This window comes from Paenarthrobacter sp. OM7 (assembly GCF_029873575.1).
Taxonomy (GTDB): domain Bacteria; phylum Actinomycetota; class Actinomycetes; order Actinomycetales; family Micrococcaceae; genus Arthrobacter.
Genome location: NZ_CP123579.1, coordinates 1,212,966 through 1,232,877 on the forward strand (window position 1 = coordinate 1,212,966; position 19,912 = coordinate 1,232,877).

Here is a 19,912-nt window from a genome sequence, read left to right on the forward strand (position 1 = left end):
GATGACACGGATTTTTGACAACCCGGCAGATTTTGCCGATGAAGCGCTGGACGGTTTCGTAGCCGCCAATCGCGGCTACGTCGCCCGCGTTGACGGTGGCGTCGTCCGCTCCACCGAAGTCCCCCACGGCCAGGTCGCACTGGTGGTCGGCGGCGGTTCCGGGCACTACCCGGCCTTCGCTGGACTCGTCGGACCCGGACTTGCCACGGGTTCGGCGTGCGGCAACATGTTCGCGTCGCCGGCGGCAGGCCAGGTGTATCGGGTGGCCAAGGCTGCCAACGCCGGCGGTGGCGTCCTGCTCAGCTACGGCAACTACGCAGGGGACGTCCTGCACTTCGGCCAGGCGCAGCTCCGCCTAAACGCCGAGGGCATCGAAACGCGGACAGTCACCGTCACTGACGACATCGCCAGCGCGCCGATCGAACAACTCGAGAAGCGCAGGGGCATTGCCGGCGACCTCACCGTCTTCAAGATTGCCGGCGCCGCCGCCGAGGCGGGACTGGACCTTGACGGCGTCGAACGCTTGGCCATCAAGACGAACCATCGGACCCGTTCCCTGGGAGTGGCCTTTGACGGCTGCACGCTTCCCGGCGCCAAGGATCCGCTGTTCCATGTGCCTGCCGGGCAGATGTCGCTCGGCCTGGGTATTCATGGCGAGCCCGGCATTTCCGAGCACACCATGCCCACAGCATCCGAGCTGGCCGAACTCCTTGTGTCGAAGCTTCTCAACGACAAGCCCGAGGACGCCGGTGACCGTGTGGTGGCTATCGTCAACGGCCTGGGAACGGTGAAGTACGACGAACTCTTCCTGCTGTTCGGCAAGGTGGAAAAGCTGCTCACCGCCGCGGGACTCACCGTTGTTGAACCCGAGTGCGGCGAGCTGGTAACCAGCCTGGACATGTCCGGACTGTCGCTGACGCTGCTGTGGCTGGACGAAGAGCTTGAGCAGTTCTGGGCCGCACCCGCGGACACTCCGGCGTTCCGCAAGGGCAGCATGGCGCCCCGCGCGCCCCGTGCTGGCATCGCAGCCGACGACGCCGAAACCGCCGACGTCGAACAGCCCACCGCCGCTGCGGCTGACCTTGGGCAGTTGGCCGTGGCCGTCCTCGCCCAGGTGAGGGACGTCGTCGTCGAGCATGAAGGGGAACTCGGCAAGCTGGACGCGATCGCCGGCGATGGCGACCATGGCATTGGCATGCGCCGCGGCGTCGACGCTGCAGCTGCGGCTGGGGAAGCTGTGAGCGGTGGATCCGCGGCGCGGGTCCTGACCGCAGCCGGCGAGGCCTGGAGTGAACGCGCCGGCGGAACCTCGGGAGCCCTGTGGGGTTCAGCGGTCATCGCCGCCGGGTTGTCGCTCGGGAACCGCGAAACGTACACATCGGAGGACGCAGGGGCCGCTGTACAGGCGTTCGTCCGCGCCATCACCGAGCTCGGCAAGGCAGAGCCTGGGGACAAGACCATGGTGGACGCGCTCCTGCCCTTCCGGGACGCCTTCCTGACAGAGCTCGACGGCGGGGCTCCCGTTGACCGGGCGCTGGCAGTTGCTGCTGCGGCTGCTGAGTCCGCTGCCGCCACAACCTCGGATCTGCGCCCGCTCAAGGGCAGGGCACGCCCGCTCGCGGAAAAGAGCCTTGGCCATCCCGATCCAGGGGCGGTCTCCTTCGGGCTGATCGCCGTCAGGATCTCGCAATTCATCGATTCACAACTGGCCTCGGCTGCCCCCACGGGGCAGCGGTCGGCCGGGAACGGAGCCCAAGCATGAGCAACACCGAAGGCTGGCGCATCGTCGTTGGCAATGACGAAGCCGGAGTCGAATACAAGCAGGCACTCCTGGCGTTGTTGGAAGCGGATCCCCGTGTGGCAACAGTGACGGACGTCGGCGTTGGTTTCAACGACTCCACCGCGTACCCGCACGTCGCCGTTGACGCCGCGCGCAAAGTGGCCGAAGGCGAAGCCGACCGTGCACTGTTGATCTGCGGAACGGGCCTCGGTGTGGCCATCGCGGCCAACAAGGTCCCCGGAATCCGCGCCGTCACTGCCCACGACAGCTACTCCGTGGAAAGGTCCGTCCTGAGCAACAACGCACAGGTCCTCACGCTCGGCCAGCGGGTGATTGGCCTGGAACTGGCCAAAAAGCTCGTAGGGGAGTGGCTGGGCCACCGCTTCGACCACACCTCCTCCTCCGCCGCCAAGGTGGACGCCATCTGCTCTTACGAGCCCGACTACACGAAGGCAGTCTGATCATGACCACTCCCGAGACAACCGAAGCTACAGCCGACAACGCAGCCCGGAAGATCGCCGTCGTCGGCTCCGGCTACATGGGTGGCGGCATCGCCCAGGTGCTGGCTCTTGGCGGGGCGCGTGTTGCCCTGGCCGATGTCTCTGACGAGGTCGCGCAGAAGAACTACGACCGCCTGCTGGAGGAGTCGGAGCAGTTCATCGCCGACGGGCTCTTTCCGGCAGGGTCCACGGAGATCCTCAAGCAGAATCTGTGGGCAGCCAAGGACATCGAAGAGGCCGTTGCGGACGCAGATTTCATTGAGGAGTGCGTTCCTGAGGTCCTGGACATCAAGCACCAAACCCTCGCCCGCATCAGTGCCGCTGCCCGCCCGGACGCCCTGATCGGTTCCAACACCTCCACGATTTCCATTGGCGCACTGGCAGAAGCCGTCACCAACCCGGAGCGGTTCCTGGGTGTGCACTTCTCCAACCCGTCACCGTTCATTCCCGGCGTCGAGATCATCCCGCACGCCGGCACGGATGCCGCAACGGTTGCCGCGTCCCGCGAGCTGGTCCACGCGGCCGGTAAGCAGACCGCCGTCGTCAAGGACGTCACCGGCTTCGTGCTGAACCGTCTGCAGTACGCGCTGTTCCACGAAGCCGCGCAGCTGGTTGAGCAGGGAATCGCTACAGCGGACGACGTCGACACGCTGGTGCGTACGACGTTCGGCTTCCGCTTGCCCTTCTTCGGCCCGTTCGCCATCGCGGATATGGCCGGTTTGGATGTGTACAACTTCTGCTACAAGTCGCTGCAGACCGGCTTCCCGGAACGCTTCGCGACGCCGAAGATCCTTTCGGACCTGGTGGACGCAGGCAAGTTGGGCACCAAGACCGGTGCAGGCTTCCTCAATGTTCCCGCCGAACGCACTCCGGAACTCATCGCCTACCGCAACAAGGCCTACGTGGCCATGCAGAAGCTCATTGAAGAGCTCGGCCCCGCCCCCATCAACTAAGACCTTTCAGGAGAAGACCTATGACTTTCCCCGCAGAACGCACAGCAATTGTCACCGGCGCCGTTTCCGAGCGCGGCATCGGCCGTGCCACCGTGAATTACCTGGCTGCCCAAGGGTGGAACATCGGCATCATCGACCTTGATGACGCCGCATGCAAGATCGCAGCCAAAGAGATCGCCGCCGAATATGGCGTCCAGGCCCATGGCGTTGGTGCCAACGTGGCCAGCGAAGCCGAGGTCCGCGCCGCCATTGACGAGCTTGAAAAGGAACTGCCGCAGATTGTTGCGCTGGCCAACGTTGCCGGAGTCAGCTCGCCTGTTGGCTATCTGGAACTCGAACCTGCCGAGTGGGACCGGGTCCTGAACATCAACCTCAACGGCGTCCACTACGCCACCCGCCGTGTGGCCGAGTCCATGGTCAAGAACCGCATCGGCCGCATCGTGAACATTTCCTCCGTGTCCGCTCAACGCGGCGGCGGCACGTTCTCCAAGACCCCGTACTCCGTGGCCAAGGCCGGCGTCATTGGCCTGACCCGCGCAACGGCCAGGGAGCTCGGCGAATACGACATCACCGTCAACGCCATTTCTCCGGGCCCCATCGACACCGACATCATGGGTGGCACGCTGAGCCAGGAACGCAAGGATGAACTCACCAAGGACCTTGTGGTGAACCGCGTGGGCTCCACCCGTGACATCGCAGCCGCTATCGCCTTCCTCATCAGCGAGGACTCCGGATACATCTCCGGCCAGACGCTGAATGTGGATGGCGGACTGTACATGCACTAGGCCCTCATGCGGACCTGGACTCGAGAACGCAAGATCTACCTTGCCGTGGGCGTCCTTGCCTGCGCCGTGGGCCTGGTGCTCATTTTCTTCCCGCGCTGACCGCGCCTGTGCGCGGTTGACCGCGCCTGTGCGCGGTTGACCGCGCTGCACTGGTCATTTCCTGTCACTCAAAGAGGAGTTTCAATGTCTGTTGCCACCAATTCCACCAAGGAGTTGCTGGACACGCCGGTCCTCAAATCGGCGATCTCCAAAGCTTCGCGGCGACTCATGCCGATGCTCGTCATCCTCTACGTGGTGGCCTTCCTGGACCGCACCAATGTTGGCTTCGCCGAAGCTGCGCTGGAAGTGGACAGGGGCATCACCGCCGGGGCTTACGCCCTGGGTGCCGGCATTTTCTTCATCGGCTACGCCCTGTTCGAGATTCCCAGCAACCTGCTGCTCACCAAATTTGGCGCCAAGGTGTGGCTGGCCCGCATCGCCATCACGTGGGGCATCGTCTCTGCGTGCTTCGCGTTCGTCCAAGGTGAAACGTCCTTCATCATCCTCCGGTTCCTGCTGGGCGTCACCGAAGCCGGTCTGTTCCCCGGCGTCATCATGTTCCTGGCGGCTTGGTTCCCCAACAAGGTTCGTGTGAAGATGTTCGCCATTTTCTACCTGGCCCAGCCGTTCTCCCAGATGATGGGTGCACCCCTGTCCGGCTGGCTCATCAACATCGGCGACCAGGTTCCGGGCGTCGCAGGCTGGCAGGTGATGTTCTTCGTTGAGGGCATGCTCGCCGTCCTGGCCGGTATTGCCGCCTACTTCTTCCTCATCAACAGTCCCCAGGATGCCAAGTTCCTGACCAAGGAAGAGAAACGGGCTTTGTCCGATGTCATGGCGCTCGAGGATACCGTGAAGGAGGAATCCGGCCCTCGTGGCGTCCTTGCCTCCATGCGTAACGGCCGGGTCTGGTACTTCACGGTCATCTACTTCTGCCTGCAGGTGGCCGTGTATGGCGTGACGTTCTACCTGCCACAGCAGGTGGCGCAGCTGACCGGGCAAAAGGTGGGCATCGCCGTCGGACTCCTCGCAGCCATCCCGTGGTTCTTCGGCATCTTCGCCTGCTACTTCATCGGCAAGGCAGCCAACACCGTGGCGCGCCGCCGTCGCTGGGGTACAGCATTGTTCATCTCCACGGGCCTGTGCATCTTTGGTTCCGCGTGGGCCGGTGCCAACCAAATGCCGGCCCTGGGCATCATCTTCATCACCCTCGCGGTGTGCAGCTTCCTGTCCACCGGCCCCATTTGCTGGTCATATCCGACGGCGTTCCTCACCGGAACTGCCGCGGCCGCCGGTATCGGCCTGATCAACTCCCTCGGAAACCTGGGTGGTTTCGTGGCGCCGATCCTGCGGACTACGGTCAACCAGGTCACGGCCTCGGACACCGGAACCATGGGTGTCTACGCCTTGGGTGTCCTGCCGTTCCTGGCTGCGCTGCTGATGTTCGGTACGAAGCGTTTCAGCAACAAGGCCGACGAACTGCTGGAGAAATAGGGCGTGAACCTGCCTGCTTTCCCTTCTGCTGCGGACTCTGCGAAGGACGCCGCGCTGGACAGGGTATTCATTGGCGTCAGCACCAAGATGTACATGGGCTACGGGCAGAGCTTGGCGTGGCTGGAGCAATTGGTGGCAGAAGCAGACGCCCGCCCGGCCCTCGCGGCCGGGCGGGTGGTCCCGTTCGTGATCCCGTCGCATCCGGTGTTGCCCGCAGCGGCGCATATGCTTCACGGCACGTCACTGGTCTTGGGCGCTCAGAACTGTGGCTGGGCCGATGGGCCGTGGACAGGTGAGGTGGCACCGTCCATGCTCGCTGAGCTTGGAGTGGGATTGGTGGAAATCGGTCACGCTGAGCGGCGGCGCTACTTTGCCGAAGATGAGGCGATGATCGCTCTCAAGGTCAGTGCAGCCGTCGATGCCGGGCTGACTCCGCTGCTGTGTGTGGGAGAGTCCGAGATGCTGGAACCGGAGGCAGCCGCGGACATGGTACTCGGGCAGATCAAAGCCGCAGTGTCCGGCGACTGGTCCCTTGCCTCGAAGCTTGTGGTCGCCTACGAGCCCGTCTGGGCGATCGGCGCTCCTGAGCCTGCCTCAGCGGCATATGTTTCGCGGGTCGTCGGTACCTTGCGTTCGGTGCTTGCCCGGCACGCGCTGGCCGGGCTTCCCATCATTTATGGCGGGTCGGCGAAACCCGGCTTATTGCCGCAACTGGACGGGGTTTCCGGGCTTTTCCTTGGCCGCTTCGCGCACGACGCCAGCAACTTCGGCCAGGTCCTGGACGAAGCCCTGGATATCGCCAGCCGGTCTTAGAGGGCCGCTCGCTGGCAGAGGGCCACGAAACCGCCGAGGTTTTCGAGGCCTTCCGGATGGGTCGGCAGGTAGTTGGTCAGTTCAGGCGAACGCACGACGACGGCACGCCACTGACCGCGCGACACCGCCACGTTGATCCGGTTGCGGGACAGCAGGAACTCCATGCCGCGGGGAACTTCGCCGGCGGCTGATGCGGCCATGGAGACGATGACCACCGGGGCTTCCTGGCCTTGGAATTTGTCCACGGTACCTACCCGCACTGTCCTGAGGCCGGCAGATCGGAGCTCATGTTTGATGAGCTGTACCTGGGCGTTGTACGCCGCTACCACCAGGATGTCGGTTTCCTCGAGGGAGCGGCGTTCCGGGGAGTCCGAAGGGTCCAGCCATTTCAGGCCGAGGTGGGCTTGGACTTGCCGGACAACCTCAACAGCTTCTTCCTGCGACGCAGTGGAGTTGGCGTTGTGCGTAACGTAGACGCAGGAAATTCCGGGGCTCGCCCCCTCAAGTTCACGCAGGGTGGCGGCAGGTGCAGCCTCGAGCCGGTTGTCGTAGGACAGCTCTGACACTGCGCTGCACAATTCCGGATGCATACGCCATGACAACGCCAGGAAGTAGCCCAGATGGGACGGCAAAGTGTTGTAGCCATCCGACAACCAACCCAGGGCCGATTCATCAACGGGTTCCGGATGCTTGCCTTGAGTGACCTGGGGAAGCTGCTGCGGGTCACCGAGGAGCAGGAGCCGCTTAGCGGCCCGGCTGACAGCCATGGTGTTGGCCAGCGAGAACTGTCCCGCTTCATCGATGACCAGGAGATCGAGCGATCCGGCAGGGACTTCCTTGCCCACCATGGTCCACGCGGTGCCGCCGATCAGGGCGCCACCTGGCTGGGACAAGAGCTCTTCCACGTCGCCTTTGGCGCAGTTGGTCCACGGCACAGGATCGTTGTGCTTGACGTCCTTGGCCACCAGACGGGGATCAATACCCGCCTTCTCCACGGCAGCGCAGAGCATGTTTTCCACTACGGCGTGGGATTGCGCAACGACGCCGACTTTCCACCCGTCGGCCACCAGCCTGGCCAGCACGTGGGCGCCAACATGTGTCTTCCCGCTGCCGGGAGGACCCTGGACGGCCAGGTAGGAATGGTCCAGGTCCTTGACCGCCGCTGTGATGGCATTAATGTAGCCATCGGGGCCGGAGGGGACTGCTGGAAGGTTGGCGAGGGTGCGCAGCCTTGGCGGCTGTCGGCGGGCAAGGTCCAAGGCAGGATCCTTGGGCCAGGAAGGCAACGCCGCGCGGAGCTTGGTGGCCATTGCGGCCAACGCAGCCCGTTGCCCGGTTGTCTGAATCGGGCTGTCAGGGGTCAGCGCCATAGGGGTCTGGACGAACTCCGTGGAGTCTTTTCGAAGCTTCTCGACGATGGTGACGGACTCGAAGTCGCCCTCTTCACCGACCTCGATAACCTCCGTCCCGCCCCAACCCGCACGGCCCAACACTGAGGATTCCTTGGCAGCAAGAGCATCCGGCAACGGAGACGCATACATTCTGAAGTACTTCCTGCCTGGATCCAATCCCGCGCCGTCACCGGACCGGCCCAGGAGTTTGACGATCCGGGCAGGGTTGCTGCGAGGTGTTGGTTTCGCCCAGTCCTGCAGCAACTCCGAGTGGTCAACCAAGAACTGGTCGCGGGATTCGTCCCACTGCGAGGTCGGCTTTTCCAGACGGTCGAAGTGTTCCCACCAGTGCTGTTTGTCCTCGCGGCGGTGGTACCCGACGCCGGCTGCGACGATGCCGATGGCCCGGGAATCCGGCGTTGTCTGTTGCTCCACGGGCAGGCCGGCCACATAGTCGAACAGCGTCGTCTCTTCGGGCGGTGCCTCGTACGTCTCCGGCTCGGTGACTGGCTGTGGTTGCTCCTGCACAGGACCGCCGGGAACGATGGATCGCTCCGCAGCACGGGCAAGCAGCCAGTTGCGCAGCTCCAGCGTCGACAAGCAGTCGTACTCGTTGTAGTCCCTGATCCCCTCGAGAATGGCGGCAGCTTGCCCGCCATCCCCATTGTCGCGGGCCGTGCAATAGTCCGCGTAGGCCACCACGGAAGCTCCGGCGTCGGTGACGTCCCCGGAGCGCAGGCGCTGGCCCATGTACAGCGGCTCAAGTTTCTTGATGCTGTAGGAGTTCTCGGAGACCCGCATGCTGTGCCGGACGGTGTCAAAGAGGTCCACCAGGAGTCCTTGGCGCAGGAGGTCGTCGACGGCCGTTTCGCCCACCACATGCGTCAGGGACAGGTTCCGCAGCGCCGTTTTCTCGTATGAGGCGTAGTGGTAAATGTGCATACCGGGATACTTGGCACGGCGCTGGGCTACGTAGTCCAGGAAGTCGACGAACGCCTGGCCTTCCTCAGCGCGTGAATGCGCCCAGAAAGGGCGGAACACAGGCTCCGTCCCGGGCGCCACGGGATTTTCGATGACGCCGAAGAGGTACTCCAGTCCCCACTTGCCCGTGGCGGGGTCCTGCCAGAGGGGATCACCTTCGAAGTCGAAGAAGATGTCGCCCGGGTCCGGCGCGGGAAGCCTGCCGAGGGTGTTGTCCGGGAGGACGTTGTAACTGATGGCCTTGGTTTCTCCGGACTTGTCCGAGTACGTGACGGTGCCGTCAGGGTTGCCGGTACCAGTTTGCAGTTGGGCTTGCTCGCGGAGCCTCAGTTGCGTGGAGTCTCCGGTTGCCGGCATGGTGGCGAGTTGGTCGATGGTGGTGATGCCGGACTCGAGCAGCTTCTTACGGCGGCTGATGCGCATGCCCGCGACCATGAGGAGATCGCGGTGCAGTTGGACCTGTTCGGCGCAATAGTCGCAGCGGCCGCAGGCTGAGTAGCGGGAGTCGCCCCATTCCACCGGACCCGGCTCCGAGGCATGCGCAGATGTCATGCCAAGGAAGCGTTGACGCCGTTCCTTGAACACAGGGAGGATCTGCGAGAGGGGATGGTCGCTGTGGACCCGGTTGCCCAGCACCAGGGTGACGGTGGGATCCGGCGTGATTCCTGCTTTAAGCAGCTGGTCTCCATAGGCCGCGAGCTGCAGGAGGGCTGTGACCTTGGCATGGCGTGCCAGCTTGGTATCGAACACCGCATAAAGCCCGCCGGGCTGCTTCACCAGGAAATCGGAACGCCCGTGGAACTCACCGTCGAAAAAAGCAGCTTGAAACACCACATCCGCTCCGGAGCGCAGGGCTTCGATGGATTCCGCGTGCTTTGCCGAAAGAGTGGCGCGGTCCATCACCGTGGCGGGGACGACGTCGTAAACGCCCCTTCCGGTGGCCGCATCCCAGTGCCCGAACTTGTCTACGAACCCATCCAGTACCCGATGCTCGTGAACATCGCCAAGGGCGGCGGTACGTTCCAACATGGCGTCTGCCGCGAAGTCCGGCTTGGGCGAACGGCCGAGTTTTTCGTCGAGTTTGCGGAGCAGTTGGTACTCGCAGGTTGCTGCAATGACGAGGTCGCTGGCAGAGAAGACCAAGTCCTGCGGGGCGCCCGCCGTCTCCGGATCGAGAAAAAACACAGCGACCCACCTTCCTTCCATGCCGGTTGAAATCCTTGTAGCCAAGCTATCAGCGGGCACCGACAAAATGACTTCCGGCAAAACAGCGTCGGGCCACTTTAGACTGCACCCATGACCGATTCAGCCCCCACCGTGGACCCAGCCTTCGAAGCCGCCTTCCAGGCCGCACAAAAGAGCCTCAGCGAGGGCGGCATTCCCATCGGCGCCGCGTTGGCCCGCAACGGCGTGGTGGTCGCCAGTGGCCATAACGAACGTGTCCAGCACGGCGACCCGATTGCGCACGGCGAGATGTCCGCGCTCCGGGCGGCCGGACGCCAAAAGACCTATCGCGACACCACGCTCTACACCACCCTGGCGCCCTGCGCGATGTGCACGGGAACCATCATCCAGTTCAAGATCCCGCGGGTAGTCGTGGGCGAAGCCGAGACCTTCCCCGGCGAATTCGACCTCCTGCGTTCACGTGGAGTCGAGGTGGTGGTCCTGGACGATCCCCGTTGCGTGGACATGATGCGCACGTTCCAGGACAAGCACCCTGAACTGTGGGCAGAGGACATCGCGGAATAACCGTCGCCGGCTACAGAGGGTCCCTATACCAGCTAGCCATCCGACGACTTTTTGGCGGGCTTCCTCGGCGCCGCCCGGCGGGACCGGGTCGTCGGAGTGGGGGAAATCAGTTCCTTGACCTGGGCCACCACGGTGGAGTTGGCGCCCCGGGCTCCCAGGTCCTTTGCGAGGGTTTCCACCTCCGACCTTGCGGCGGCGCTGTTGTCCGCCTTCGCATGGAGTTCCGTGCGCAGTTCCACCAGACCGCGGTAGGCAAGATTGCTCGCCGCACCGGCAGACTGTTGATAGCCGGCGAGGCCGGCGTCGGTCAGCGCCAGCGCCCGCTGGGGATCAGCGCTATGGTGCTTGACCATCTTTTCGTCCTTGCGGCGATAGAAATCATCGCCCACAGACTGCGCGACGGCGGTGGCCGCCTTGACGCCCAAAGGCTCACCGCCAAAGCGTTCGGCGGCCTCGGTCAGGGCATTCAACCCTCTCTCCAAATAGGGTGACATGGACCCTTCAAACGCCAAGGTCAGGCCAACTTCCCGGGTAAAGAACTCGGGAGCGAAGCGGTCCTCTTCCCTGGTGACGGGGAAACCAACGCGCAACGGCAACGTGTTGGACGCCTGGACGATGCCGTCCGTGGAATAGATGGCGCGAACCAGATACTGCCCCGGCTCGTCGAAAGCGAAGCCCTCCACTCCGTATGCGAGGTGGACCAACTGGCTGAAGCGATCGCTGCCGTCATCGTCGCCCACCGGAGCCGGTGCCAGCGTGACCAATTCCGGGAGGCCGTAGAAGCAGACCACCGATTCATGCAGGATCACGGTTCCGTTGGGCTTCTGGACGTACACGGTGGTGTTGCCATAGCGGGGGTCCAGCCGGCCGTCCACCATAACCGGCACGTCAGTGGTATTCCGCAACCGGAACTCGATGGACACAGGTTCCATGTAGTCGAAATGGTCCTTTGCCGAGAGCGTCAGTTCCACGTCGCTGCCCGGACCGGAAACCGTCATGGCGCCGGCAGGGGATTCCAAGTGCCCTCCGGAGGCCCATGGATCGCCGCCCATGATCACGGAGGCGCGGTCTCCGTGGCGCATGTGGAGCAGTTCGTCGTCGTCGAAGCGGAAGCGGAAGTTGCCCCAGAAGGAGTCAGTGCCGTTGCGCTGATCGTATTTCCAGTCGTAGTTCATCCAGGACAGCGAGTCCGGGCGGGCCTTGTCCCAGGCATGCAGGAAGTTGAACGCGTGCCCGGCTTCGTGGACCCAGGTGTAGAGGAAGTGCCGCATGGCCCACGCCTGATCCTGGGTGACCGGATTGGAGACGAGGTTGGTGAACCAGGAGTGGTTCCGGAAGACCGCAAAACCTTGGCGGTCCGGTCCGCGACCTGCGCCGCCAAAGCCCGCAGCGGCGTCGAACATAATGCCACCCACCCCCGCGCTGTCAAAGATGCCGGCCTGAATGCCCCACATGTTCCACGCGGGCCACCCCGAGTTGTACTTGCCGAACGAGGTTTCCATGGCGTCGTGGAGTTCGCCGACATTCCAGGAAGCGAAGCCTGGCGCGGTGTCGTCGATGACTGTGTGCACCGGATCGATAGTGACCGCGATCCCGGCATCCCTGTATGAGGACTCGATGGTGATGGTCCGGTGGGGCAGGTCAGGGGGACGGTTGGTGTGGGCATGGCTGTTGTAGACGGGGACCTTGGGCTCGATGTCCACGGACGAGCAGTAGTCCAACTCCAGGTTCATGTCGCGGAAGGCTTCCGAACGGTAAGAGCACGCATAGGGCTGGCCGAGGATCCCGCCGGACGTCAACGTGGCAACAGCCCCGGTCACAACACCGGAGGACCACGAGACCACTATGTCCACCGTGGTGGCAGGGTGGGTTCCTTTCCAATAGCGGACGGTCCCGACGATATGCACGTCGGTATCTGTGAATGTCACAAGAGGCGTGTCCACAATCCAGGACTCCACATACGTCTTCACCAACAGGTTGACGCCGGCGACCTTCACGAAGCGGGTGCTGTACAGATCGCCGCTGACCTTGTTCATGACCGGAGACTCGACCCCGTTGCGGGCGTCAATGTCCAGCCGGAGGTCCAGGGCGCTTCCGATGGGGCCGGGGTTGCCTTGAAAGCCTTCATAGCGTCCGCTGACCGTGCTGGGCTGGCGGCAACTCCAAAGATCGGAAGCGGGGGCAGGGGTGTAGTAGGTGCTGGGGACGTTGGGGGTGTCCATGGGGGATCTTTCTCACGCTGAAGCAGTCAAATATGCGATCGCCCGCGCGCTTGGCGCAGAGGCGGCATGACGGTCCAGGGCGGGGCGGGGTGCGCGTGGTGAGGCTCAGATGAGACGAAATGGCCGATGCCCGGAAGCCGTGTGTAACCCACACTGAGGATACTCCAGCGAATGGACTATATCCAGAGAAACACGGCCATTTTTTGGCCTCCAGAGAGTCCCCATGATCTGGTCAGCGGTACCCGCCGGGCGTAGGCTGGCATCATCGGCGCTCGGAGCCGAAGGAACCATGCCGAAGGCCCCGCGTCGATCACCCCAATCGATGAAGGAGGACCCATGAGTGCCGTACGTGAATTCATGACCACGAATGCGCAGTGCATCGCCGAGGATAAAACTCTCCAGGAAGCCGCCATGCTGATGAGGGATCTGGACTGCGGTTCACTTCCCATCTGCGGCAGCGACGGCAAGCTCACCGGCTTCATCACCGACCGCGACATCGTGGTCAAGTGTTTGGCCGAAGGTAAGGATGCCCGCGAAGTCCTTGCCCGCGAGCTCGCCACCGGAAAGCCCTACTGGGTGGACGCCGATGCCAACGTGGACGAGGCCGTCACCATGATGGAGGAACGCCAAGTCCGCCGCCTGCCCGTTATCAGCGACCACAAGTTGGTGGGCATCATCAGCCAGGGCGATATCGCCCGCAACCACTACGCGGAACAGCGCCTCGGCGAGATGGTGGAGCACATCTCGGCCAAGGAGCACATGTCCCGCTGAGCCAGTCCCAGCGGTTCCCAGTATCCACTCCAGCCGCCGCGAGGCCTTCCCTCAGAGGAAGGCCTCGCGGCCCGTTCCTTCACGCATCACGAGTTCGCCCTCTTCGATGGAGACGATCAGGCTCTTGGGTTTCCCCACGAGCTTCCTGGTTGCGCTGAGTTGTCTGCTGCTGACTTCCACCCCCACCGTGGCACCCTTGGCGGGAAGTTCCACCGTGACTTCGTCGGCCATCCCCAACAGCATCTTGGTGGAAATGCCGTGCTCGGACACGGCTTCCTTGCCGTTGACGGTGACGGTCACGTCATCGGCATCAAATCCGTCCTGAAGGATGATCAGCAGTTCCTGCATGGTCCAACTACAGCACTATCAGCGTCCCCGGGATAGGCCTTCCTGCTACCCGTCTTCGGAAACTGTCGGCCACGTGAGGCAAACTGTCATGGTGACTTTAAATCTCCAACACCAGTCAGCTGATACCGCCATCCACGCCCAGATCGCCGCTGAACTCGGCGTCAAGGCCTGGCAGGTCAAGGCCGCGGTGGAACTGCTCGACGCCGGATCCACCGTCCCCTTCATCGCCCGATACCGCAAGGAAGTCACCGGGACGCTCGATGACACCCAGCTCCGCGACCTCGAAGAACGGCTCAGATACCTGCGCGAGCTGGAAGAACGGCGCAAGTCAGTCCTCGAGGCAATTGCAGCCCAAGGCAAGCTGACCCCGGAGCTGGAAGCCGCCGTCGTCGGTGCCGATACCAAGGCGCGCCTGGAGGACATCTACCTCCCCTTCAAATCCAAGCGCCGCACCAAGGCCCAGATAGCCCGCGAAGCCGGGTTGGAGCCGCTGGCCGATGTCCTGCTCGCCAATCCCCAGCTCGACCCCGCTACCGAGGCCGCCAAGTACCTGAATGCCGAGCACTCCATCGACGACGCCACCGTGGCGCTCGCAGGAGCCCGCGCCATCCTGGTGGAGCGCGTCGGGCAGGATGCCGATCTCGCCGAAGATCTGCGAGAACGCCTCTGGAAGCAGGGACGCATGGTGTCCCGCGTGAAAAAGGGCATGGAGGCCGAGGGCCAGAAGTTCAAGGACTACTTCGAGTTCACGCAGGTGCCCTCCGGCATGCCCTCGCACCGCGTGCTGGCCCTGCTGCGCGGTGAAAAGGACGGCGTCCTGGAGTTGGATCTCGCTGAGGCAGACCCAGCCGACGACGACGCCCTGGCCGCCGCCCGCGGAAAGTACGAGAACGCTGTGGCCAAGTGCCTCGGAGTCGCCAACCAGGGGCGGCCCGCCGATACCTGGCTGATGCAAACCGCTCAGCTCGCCTGGCGGGGACGCATCCTGGACCGGCTGACCACTGATCTTCGCGGACGCATGTTTGCCGACGCCGAAGATGAAGCTGTTCGCGTTTTCGCCGCCAACCTGCGCGACGTCCTGCTGGCCGCTCCTGCCGGGAACAGGGCCACGCTTGGCTTGGACCCGGGGCTCCGGACCGGTGTGAAAGTGGCCGTGGTGGACGGTACGGGCAAGGTAGTCACCACAGACACCATCTACCCGCACGCCCCAGCGAACAAGTGGAACGAAGCGTTGGCCACTCTCGGTCGGCTCGCCAGGCAGCACAACGTGGAACTCGTCGCGATCGGCAACGGAACCGCCTCCCGCGAGACGGACAAACTGGCCACGGAGCTCATCAAGTCCCTCGAAGCTGCCGGCTCCAAGGGGATCCAGAAGCTGGTGGTGTCCGAAGCCGGAGCCTCCGTGTATTCGGCGTCTGCCTTGGCCGCTTCCGAACTTCCGGGCATGGACGTATCGCTTCGCGGTGCCGTGTCCATTGCCCGCCGCCTTCAGGATCCCCTGGCGGAACTGGTCAAGATCGAGCCGAAGTCCATCGGCGTTGGGCAGTACCAGCACGACGTCACCGCCGCGAAGCTCGACCGGTCCCTGGATGCCGTGGTGGAAGACTGCGTTAACGCCGTGGGGGTGGATGTGAACACAGCATCGCCAGCGCTGCTGAGCCGGGTTGCCGGCGTTGGCCCGTTGCTGAGCGAGAACATCGTGGCTTACCGGAACGAGAATGGCCCGTTCGCCAAGCGCAGCGACTTGAAGAAGGTGCCGCGTCTGGGCGCCAAGGCCTTTGAACAGTGCGCGGGCTTCCTCCGGATCACCGGGGGAGCGGAGCCGCTGGATGCCTCCAGTGTCCATCCAGAGGCCTACTCCGTTGCCCGCAAGATTCTGGTCGCAGCAGGCGGTGGGCCCGCCACGGCGCTGGATCCGCAGGCCTTCGTGGACGGCACCTTCGGTCTGCCTACGGTCAAGGACATCATGTCCGAACTGGAGAAGCCGGGCCGCGATCCGCGTCCTGCGTTCCAGGCGGCGTCGTTCTCCGAAGGGATCGAGAAGATCTCCGACCTCAAGCCCGGCATGATCCTGGAAGGAACAGTCACCAACGTGGCTGCCTTCGGCGCTTTCGTCGACGTCGGAGTGCACCAGGACGGCTTGGTCCACGTTTCGGCGCTGTCCAACAAGTTCGTCTCGGATCCCCGCGAAATAGTGAAGTCCGGCCAGGTGGTCCGGGTGAAGGTCCTTGAAGCCGACCCCGAGCGGAAGCGCATCTCCCTGACGTTGAGGCTCGACGACGAACCCGGCGCCGCTGCCGGACGCGGCTCCGGCGGGCGTGCTTCGGGCGGGCAGGGTGATCGTCGTCAGGGCGGCGCACGGCAAAGCAAGCCCCGGCAGGCTCCGGAGGCCGCGAACACGGCCATGGCTGAAGCACTGCGCCGGGCCGGACTCGGGAAGTAGCCGGAACCGGGAAGTAGCAGGAAGTATCAGGAGCCGGGAGGTACTGCGGGCCCTAAAGGCCTGCGGTCCTGGCGTCCCACACTTCTGCGTCCGAAGGCTGGAGGGCCATAGGCAGCCAGCGTCCGATGCGTTCGAATGCCTGTCGCCTAACAGGTTCGGGCGACAGGAAAATGTCGTGGAAGGCATTCGGCAGCCGGCTCACCGTGACGGTGTCCGCCAAGGACAGCGAGCGGTGGGCCACGGCGTCAACGTTCAAGGCGACGTCGGCGGTGAGTGCATCAGCGGACCACTTTGGCTGCAGATAGCTCTTGTCCGAGAGCAGCACGAGCACGGGAACGTCGATACCCAGTCCCGCTGCGACGGTGGCTTGGCCGCGGAATACGGCGTCAAGGAATGCGGGCGTGACAGGGAAGCCCCGGTCAGGCCGCCACTCGAGGTTGTAGTCCCACTCGCCGTCGAGGGTGGCTGACACGGCCCGGGTATAGATGCCCGGATCTACTGGCGGCAGTGGTGCCAAGGGGTGGAGTCGGGCGTGGAGGCCTACCAAGGGCGCGATCGCCCGCCGGCCGAGCTCAGTCGCCTGGAATTCCAGCCAGGGACTGTTGAGGATCAACGCCGACGCCATTCCAGGATGACGGGCAGCCCACAGGCTGAGGGTGAGCCCACCAGTGGAGTGCCCCAAAAGAATGAGCGGCCGATCCCGCCCAGGGTCACCTGAGCGTCCCATCGCTGACAGTGCTGCTGCGATGTCAGCGTCGTAGTCGGCCAGGTCGGTGACGAATCCCGGCACCATGCCCGGGCTCAGGCTGCGGCCGTAGTTGTGCAGGTCCAGGGCATGGAAGCGTGCGCCGGCCCGGTGCCAGAACTCAGCGACGTGGCGTTGGAAGAAGTAGTCCGACCAGCCGTGTACGTAGAGGACGTCTGCGTCGATTGCACTGTTGACGGGAGCTCCGCCCGCAGTCCAAGGCCACTCTGGTTCGGCTCCTAGGTACCGCACCACGGTGGCGACAGCGCCGCCGTCGAGGTTGAGCGTTTGCTGCTCAAAGCCTTCGCCAAGAATGTCCGGGACCCATTCCTGGCTCATGCGTCCTTTTCCTTCTGCCAGGGCCAGCGGCCAGTGATTTCCAGCTCAAGCGAGAAGCTGAGGAATGTCCGGATCAGCACGATGATCGCGAGGACGCCCACGCTCTCAAAAGTGGGAGTGACGGCGACGGTCCGGATGATGTCCGCGGCCACCAGGAGCTCGAGCCCCAAAAGGATGGACCGCCCCAGGAGCTGCCGGTAGGAACGGTAGGGGGAGAACGGTGTGAGGCTGGCGGCGCGCTTTGGCTGGTAGCCGCGCAAGGCCATCGGAATGGAAACCAGTGCGCCGATCACCATGACCGCCACCCCGGCTGCGTCCATGTACCGGCCGACTTCTTCGATGACGTGCTGGAAATCCATGGCCCTCCTCCATAGCTGCGTGTCTCCACCGTCTCACACAGCAACCAACGACGGCGGCAGCCGGGTTCTGTAAAAACAGAACCTGGCTGCCGTCGTCGTGCGCTGTTGAGTCGTGCGATGTTGCAGGCTGCCGCTACAGCGCGGCTGCCGCTACAGCGCGGGTGCCGGGACCGGGAAGAAGACCCGGGGATCCTGCAGGAGCGCGGGATAGTCGAAGTCGGAGCGCTTGATCACGTTGGTGACCTCGAAGTTGCGGGCGAAACGGCCATCCACCGTGATGGGCCGGCCTTGGATCAAGCCAACAGCGAACGTCTGGCCATCATCGAACGGAACGGCCAATTCGGTCTTGCCGGGCAAGGTGTTGAAGGCCCGCTCCTGTGCCTGGCGCTTCCGCGTAGGCTTCTTCTCGCGCGGTGCCACCGGGCGCTTCTTGGGGCCGCCTACCTGCCGGCGGGACTTTTCCTCCGCGTACACAAACTGGTACTCGTCAGGGTCCGCAACAGGCGTGGACTTGGCCTTGCCGTGCGGCGGCATGCTGACGATGGTGAGCTGCTCCGGGCGGAGGTCCTCCACGTTGGAGCGCAGGATCAGGAGGCGGTCCTCCTCCGGGTCCTCCGGGTGGAACTCGTGCTTGGGCTCGGGCCACACGTATTCCAGCTTTTCCTCGATGCCGGGGAAAATCTGCGCATAGTGCTTGGGATCTTTGCCCAACAGTTTGGAGCGGTGGCTGAGGTGCAGGTCCTCGTGTCCGAGCCACGGCGGCATGACAATCCGGGAAGCGTAGTCCGGGTGGGCTGCCTGCGGGGCGAATTCGGCGATGTTCGCGCGCGTGTTGTCCGGGTGCCCGCGATCCATCCATTCGTCTGCCATGGCCAGGCCGTACATGGTGAGGGCAGGGACGTGGCCCATCCACATGCGCACGGCGGGGTGCTGCTGCCAACCGTACTCCGGGATCACCAAAGCGCGGAGGACCTGGAGTGCTTCGACGCGCTGCTTGCCGAGCCTTGAGGTGTCGAGCGCCTTGGCACTCTCACGGAAATCGGCGAAGGGGAGGAAAGTCTGCATCCTTTCAGTTTGAGGGTGCCGGGCGTGAGAACCAAGTTGAGTGCTCCGGGACACGTGCCATTGTTGGGGCCTAGAGTTGCAGGGTGGAAACTTTTGACGAGAAAACTGTCACCACGGCGCCCCCGGTTGCCGAACTGCACCTGCACATCGAAGGGACACTCCAGCCAGAGTTGATCTTTGCCCTGGCCGAACGGAACGGCATCGAGCTGCCGTACCAAGACATCGAGGAACTCCGAGAGAAGTACGAGTTCACGGATCTTCAGTCCTTCCTGGACCTCTACTACGCCAACATGGCCGTCCTGCAAACCGAGCAGGACTTTACCGACATGACGCGTGCCTACCTGAAGCGGGCAGCCGCCGGGGGAGTGCGCCACGCGGAAATCATGATGGACCCCCAAGCCCACGTCTCCCGGGGTGTGGCATTGGAAACCTGCGTCAATGGTGTGGCCAACGCCCTGGCCACCTCCGAAGAAGACTTTGGTGTCTCCACCCTCCTCATCGCCGCTTTCCTGCGGGACATGTCCGAGGACTCCGCCCTCGAAGTGTTGGACCAGCTCCTGGCCATGAAGGCTCCGATTGCCGGCATCGGCCTGGACTCCGCAGAGGTGGGCAATCCGCCGTCGAAATTTGAGCGCCTGTACCAGCGCGCCGGCGAGGCCGGGCTGCGCAGGATCGCCCACGCGGGCGAGGAAGGCCCGGCCAGCTATATCACTGAGGCGTTGGATGTGCTCCATGTCGAGCGGATCGATCACGGCATCCGCTGCATGGAAGACACGGACGTTGTGCAGCGGTTGGTGGCTGAGCAGGTGCCCCTGACAGTGTGCCCCCTCTCCAACGTCCGGCTGCGGGCAGTGGACAAGCTGGAGGACCACCCTTTGCCCGAAATGCTCGCCATCGGCCTGAACGTTTGCGTGAACTCCGACGACCCCGCCTATTTCGGTGGTTATGTGGACGACAACTTTGAGCAGCTGGCCAAGGTCCTGGAGTTCTCCGTACCGGAGCAGGCCACGTTGGCGGCCAACTCCATCCGTTCTTCGTTCGCCAGTGACGCCCGGAAATCGGTGCTGCTGGACGAGGTCACCGAATGGGTCAAGGCATCGGTTCCCCACGCTTAAACGGCCCATAAACCCAGTCA

16 protein-coding genes are annotated in these 19,912 nt (G+C 63.8%); 10 read left to right on the forward strand and 6 right to left on the reverse strand.

Features of this window, described 5'->3' with window-relative positions; genetic code table 11:
• The first annotated feature begins 1 nt into the window (after position 1).
• The 6 genes from QEH68_RS05640 to QEH68_RS05665 all read left to right on the forward strand — a co-directional run bounded on the left by QEH68_RS05640 (position 2) and on the right by QEH68_RS05665 (position 6,364).
• Complete coding sequence (locus QEH68_RS05640; RefSeq protein WP_280627190.1) at positions 2-1,762, forward strand: dihydroxyacetone kinase family protein; 1,761 nt, start codon at positions 2-4, stop codon at positions 1,760-1,762.
• Positions 1,759-2,241: a ribose-5-phosphate isomerase gene (locus QEH68_RS05645; protein ID WP_089593994.1), complete on the forward strand. Its 483-nt coding sequence runs from the start codon at positions 1,759-1,761 to the stop codon at positions 2,239-2,241. The genes QEH68_RS05640 and QEH68_RS05645 overlap by 4 nt, the downstream gene beginning before the upstream one ends.
• A gap of 2 nt (positions 2,242-2,243) precedes the next feature.
• Entirely contained in the window at positions 2,244-3,233 is a 990-nt protein-coding gene (locus QEH68_RS05650; RefSeq protein ID WP_280627193.1) for a 3-hydroxyacyl-CoA dehydrogenase family protein, read from the forward strand.
• A 20-nt stretch (positions 3,234-3,253) separates the two neighbouring features.
• Positions 3,254-4,018, forward strand: a complete 765-nt coding sequence (locus tag QEH68_RS05655) for an SDR family oxidoreductase (protein ID WP_207596642.1) — start codon at positions 3,254-3,256, stop codon at positions 4,016-4,018.
• A gap of 183 nt (positions 4,019-4,201) precedes the next feature.
• On the forward strand, positions 4,202-5,551 hold the full coding sequence (locus QEH68_RS05660) for an MFS transporter (protein ID WP_207596643.1): 1,350 nt from the start codon (positions 4,202-4,204) through the stop codon (positions 5,549-5,551).
• Positions 5,552-5,560: 9 nt separating this feature from the next.
• Positions 5,561-6,364 (forward strand): triose-phosphate isomerase, encoded by an 804-nt coding sequence (locus tag QEH68_RS05665; protein ID WP_280627981.1) that lies wholly within the window; start codon positions 5,561-5,563, stop codon positions 6,362-6,364.
• Here QEH68_RS05665 and QEH68_RS05670 read toward each other — a convergent pair.
• Entirely contained in the window at positions 6,361-9,921 is a 3,561-nt protein-coding gene (locus tag QEH68_RS05670; protein ID WP_280627198.1) for a TM0106 family RecB-like putative nuclease, read from the reverse strand. The genes QEH68_RS05665 and QEH68_RS05670 overlap by 4 nt on opposite strands.
• A gap of 111 nt (positions 9,922-10,032) precedes the next feature.
• Between QEH68_RS05670 and QEH68_RS05675 the strand changes: the two genes are divergently transcribed.
• Entirely contained in the window at positions 10,033-10,485 is a 453-nt protein-coding gene (locus QEH68_RS05675; RefSeq protein ID WP_280627200.1) for a nucleoside deaminase, read from the forward strand.
• A 32-nt stretch (positions 10,486-10,517) separates the two neighbouring features.
• Here the strand turns inward: QEH68_RS05675 and QEH68_RS05680 are convergent, their stop codons facing one another.
• Positions 10,518-12,707 (reverse strand): hypothetical protein, encoded by a 2,190-nt coding sequence (locus tag QEH68_RS05680; RefSeq protein WP_280627201.1) that lies wholly within the window; start codon positions 12,705-12,707, stop codon positions 10,518-10,520.
• 336 nt (positions 12,708-13,043) lie between these two features.
• Between QEH68_RS05680 and QEH68_RS05685 the strand changes: the two genes are divergently transcribed.
• Entirely contained in the window at positions 13,044-13,478 is a 435-nt protein-coding gene (locus tag QEH68_RS05685; protein WP_207596646.1) for a CBS domain-containing protein, read from the forward strand.
• A 51-nt stretch (positions 13,479-13,529) separates the two neighbouring features.
• Here the strand turns inward: QEH68_RS05685 and QEH68_RS05690 are convergent, their stop codons facing one another.
• Positions 13,530-13,826 carry a hypothetical protein gene (locus QEH68_RS05690; protein WP_207596647.1) on the reverse strand — a complete coding sequence of 99 codons (297 nt, stop codon included), beginning with the start codon at positions 13,824-13,826 and terminating at the stop codon, positions 13,530-13,532.
• Positions 13,827-13,914: 88 nt separating this feature from the next.
• On the opposite strand from QEH68_RS05690, the gene QEH68_RS05695 reads away from it, so the two are divergent.
• Entirely contained in the window at positions 13,915-16,269 is a 2,355-nt protein-coding gene (locus QEH68_RS05695; RefSeq protein ID WP_280627203.1) for a Tex family protein, read from the forward strand.
• A 52-nt stretch (positions 16,270-16,321) separates the two neighbouring features.
• On the opposite strand, the gene QEH68_RS05700 is transcribed toward QEH68_RS05695, so the two are convergent.
• The 3 genes from QEH68_RS05700 to QEH68_RS05710 form a co-directional block, all read right to left on the reverse strand.
• Positions 16,322-17,353: an alpha/beta hydrolase gene (locus QEH68_RS05700; protein ID WP_280627204.1), complete on the reverse strand. Its 1,032-nt coding sequence runs from the start codon at positions 17,351-17,353 to the stop codon at positions 16,322-16,324.
• On the reverse strand, positions 17,350-17,712 hold the full coding sequence (locus QEH68_RS05705; RefSeq protein ID WP_280627206.1) for a DUF1622 domain-containing protein: 363 nt from the start codon (positions 17,710-17,712) through the stop codon (positions 17,350-17,352). Before QEH68_RS05705 ends, QEH68_RS05700 begins: the two co-directional genes overlap by 4 nt.
• Before the next feature lie 150 nt (positions 17,713-17,862).
• Entirely contained in the window at positions 17,863-18,777 is a 915-nt protein-coding gene (locus tag QEH68_RS05710; RefSeq protein WP_207596651.1) for an MSMEG_6728 family protein, read from the reverse strand.
• Positions 18,778-18,860: 83 nt separating this feature from the next.
• On the opposite strand from QEH68_RS05710, the gene QEH68_RS05715 reads away from it, so the two are divergent.
• Positions 18,861-19,892 (forward strand): adenosine deaminase, encoded by a 1,032-nt coding sequence (locus QEH68_RS05715; protein WP_207596652.1) that lies wholly within the window; start codon positions 18,861-18,863, stop codon positions 19,890-19,892.
• Positions 19,893-19,912 lie beyond the last annotated feature (20 nt).

Bases quoted from the DNA above. Each gene is read 5' to 3' on its own strand.
- QEH68_RS05710 (WP_207596651.1), bottom strand. From the start codon at position 18,777: ATGCAGACTTTCCTCCCCTTCGCCGATTTCCGTGAGAGTGCCAAGGCG.
- QEH68_RS05660 (WP_207596643.1), top strand. From the start codon at position 4,202: ATGTCTGTTGCCACCAATTCCACCAAGGAGTTGCTGGACACGCCGGTC.
- QEH68_RS05640 (WP_280627190.1), top strand. From the start codon at position 2: ATGACACGGATTTTTGACAACCCGGCAGATTTTGCCGATGAAGCGCTG.
- QEH68_RS05680 (WP_280627201.1), bottom strand. From the start codon at position 12,707: ATGGACACCCCCAACGTCCCCAGCACCTACTACACCCCTGCCCCCGCT.
- QEH68_RS05655 (WP_207596642.1), top strand. From the start codon at position 3,254: ATGACTTTCCCCGCAGAACGCACAGCAATTGTCACCGGCGCCGTTTCC.
- QEH68_RS05675 (WP_280627200.1), top strand. From the start codon at position 10,033: ATGACCGATTCAGCCCCCACCGTGGACCCAGCCTTCGAAGCCGCCTTC.
- QEH68_RS05700 (WP_280627204.1), bottom strand. From the start codon at position 17,353: ATGAGCCAGGAATGGGTCCCGGACATTCTTGGCGAAGGCTTTGAGCAG.
- QEH68_RS05705 (WP_280627206.1), bottom strand. From the start codon at position 17,712: ATGGATTTCCAGCACGTCATCGAAGAAGTCGGCCGGTACATGGACGCA.
- QEH68_RS05685 (WP_207596646.1), top strand. From the start codon at position 13,044: ATGAGTGCCGTACGTGAATTCATGACCACGAATGCGCAGTGCATCGCC.
- QEH68_RS05690 (WP_207596647.1), bottom strand. From the start codon at position 13,826: ATGCAGGAACTGCTGATCATCCTTCAGGACGGATTTGATGCCGATGAC.
- QEH68_RS05645 (WP_089593994.1), top strand. From the start codon at position 1,759: ATGAGCAACACCGAAGGCTGGCGCATCGTCGTTGGCAATGACGAAGCC.
- QEH68_RS05695 (WP_280627203.1), top strand. From the start codon at position 13,915: ATGGTGACTTTAAATCTCCAACACCAGTCAGCTGATACCGCCATCCAC.
- QEH68_RS05650 (WP_280627193.1), top strand. From the start codon at position 2,244: ATGACCACTCCCGAGACAACCGAAGCTACAGCCGACAACGCAGCCCGG.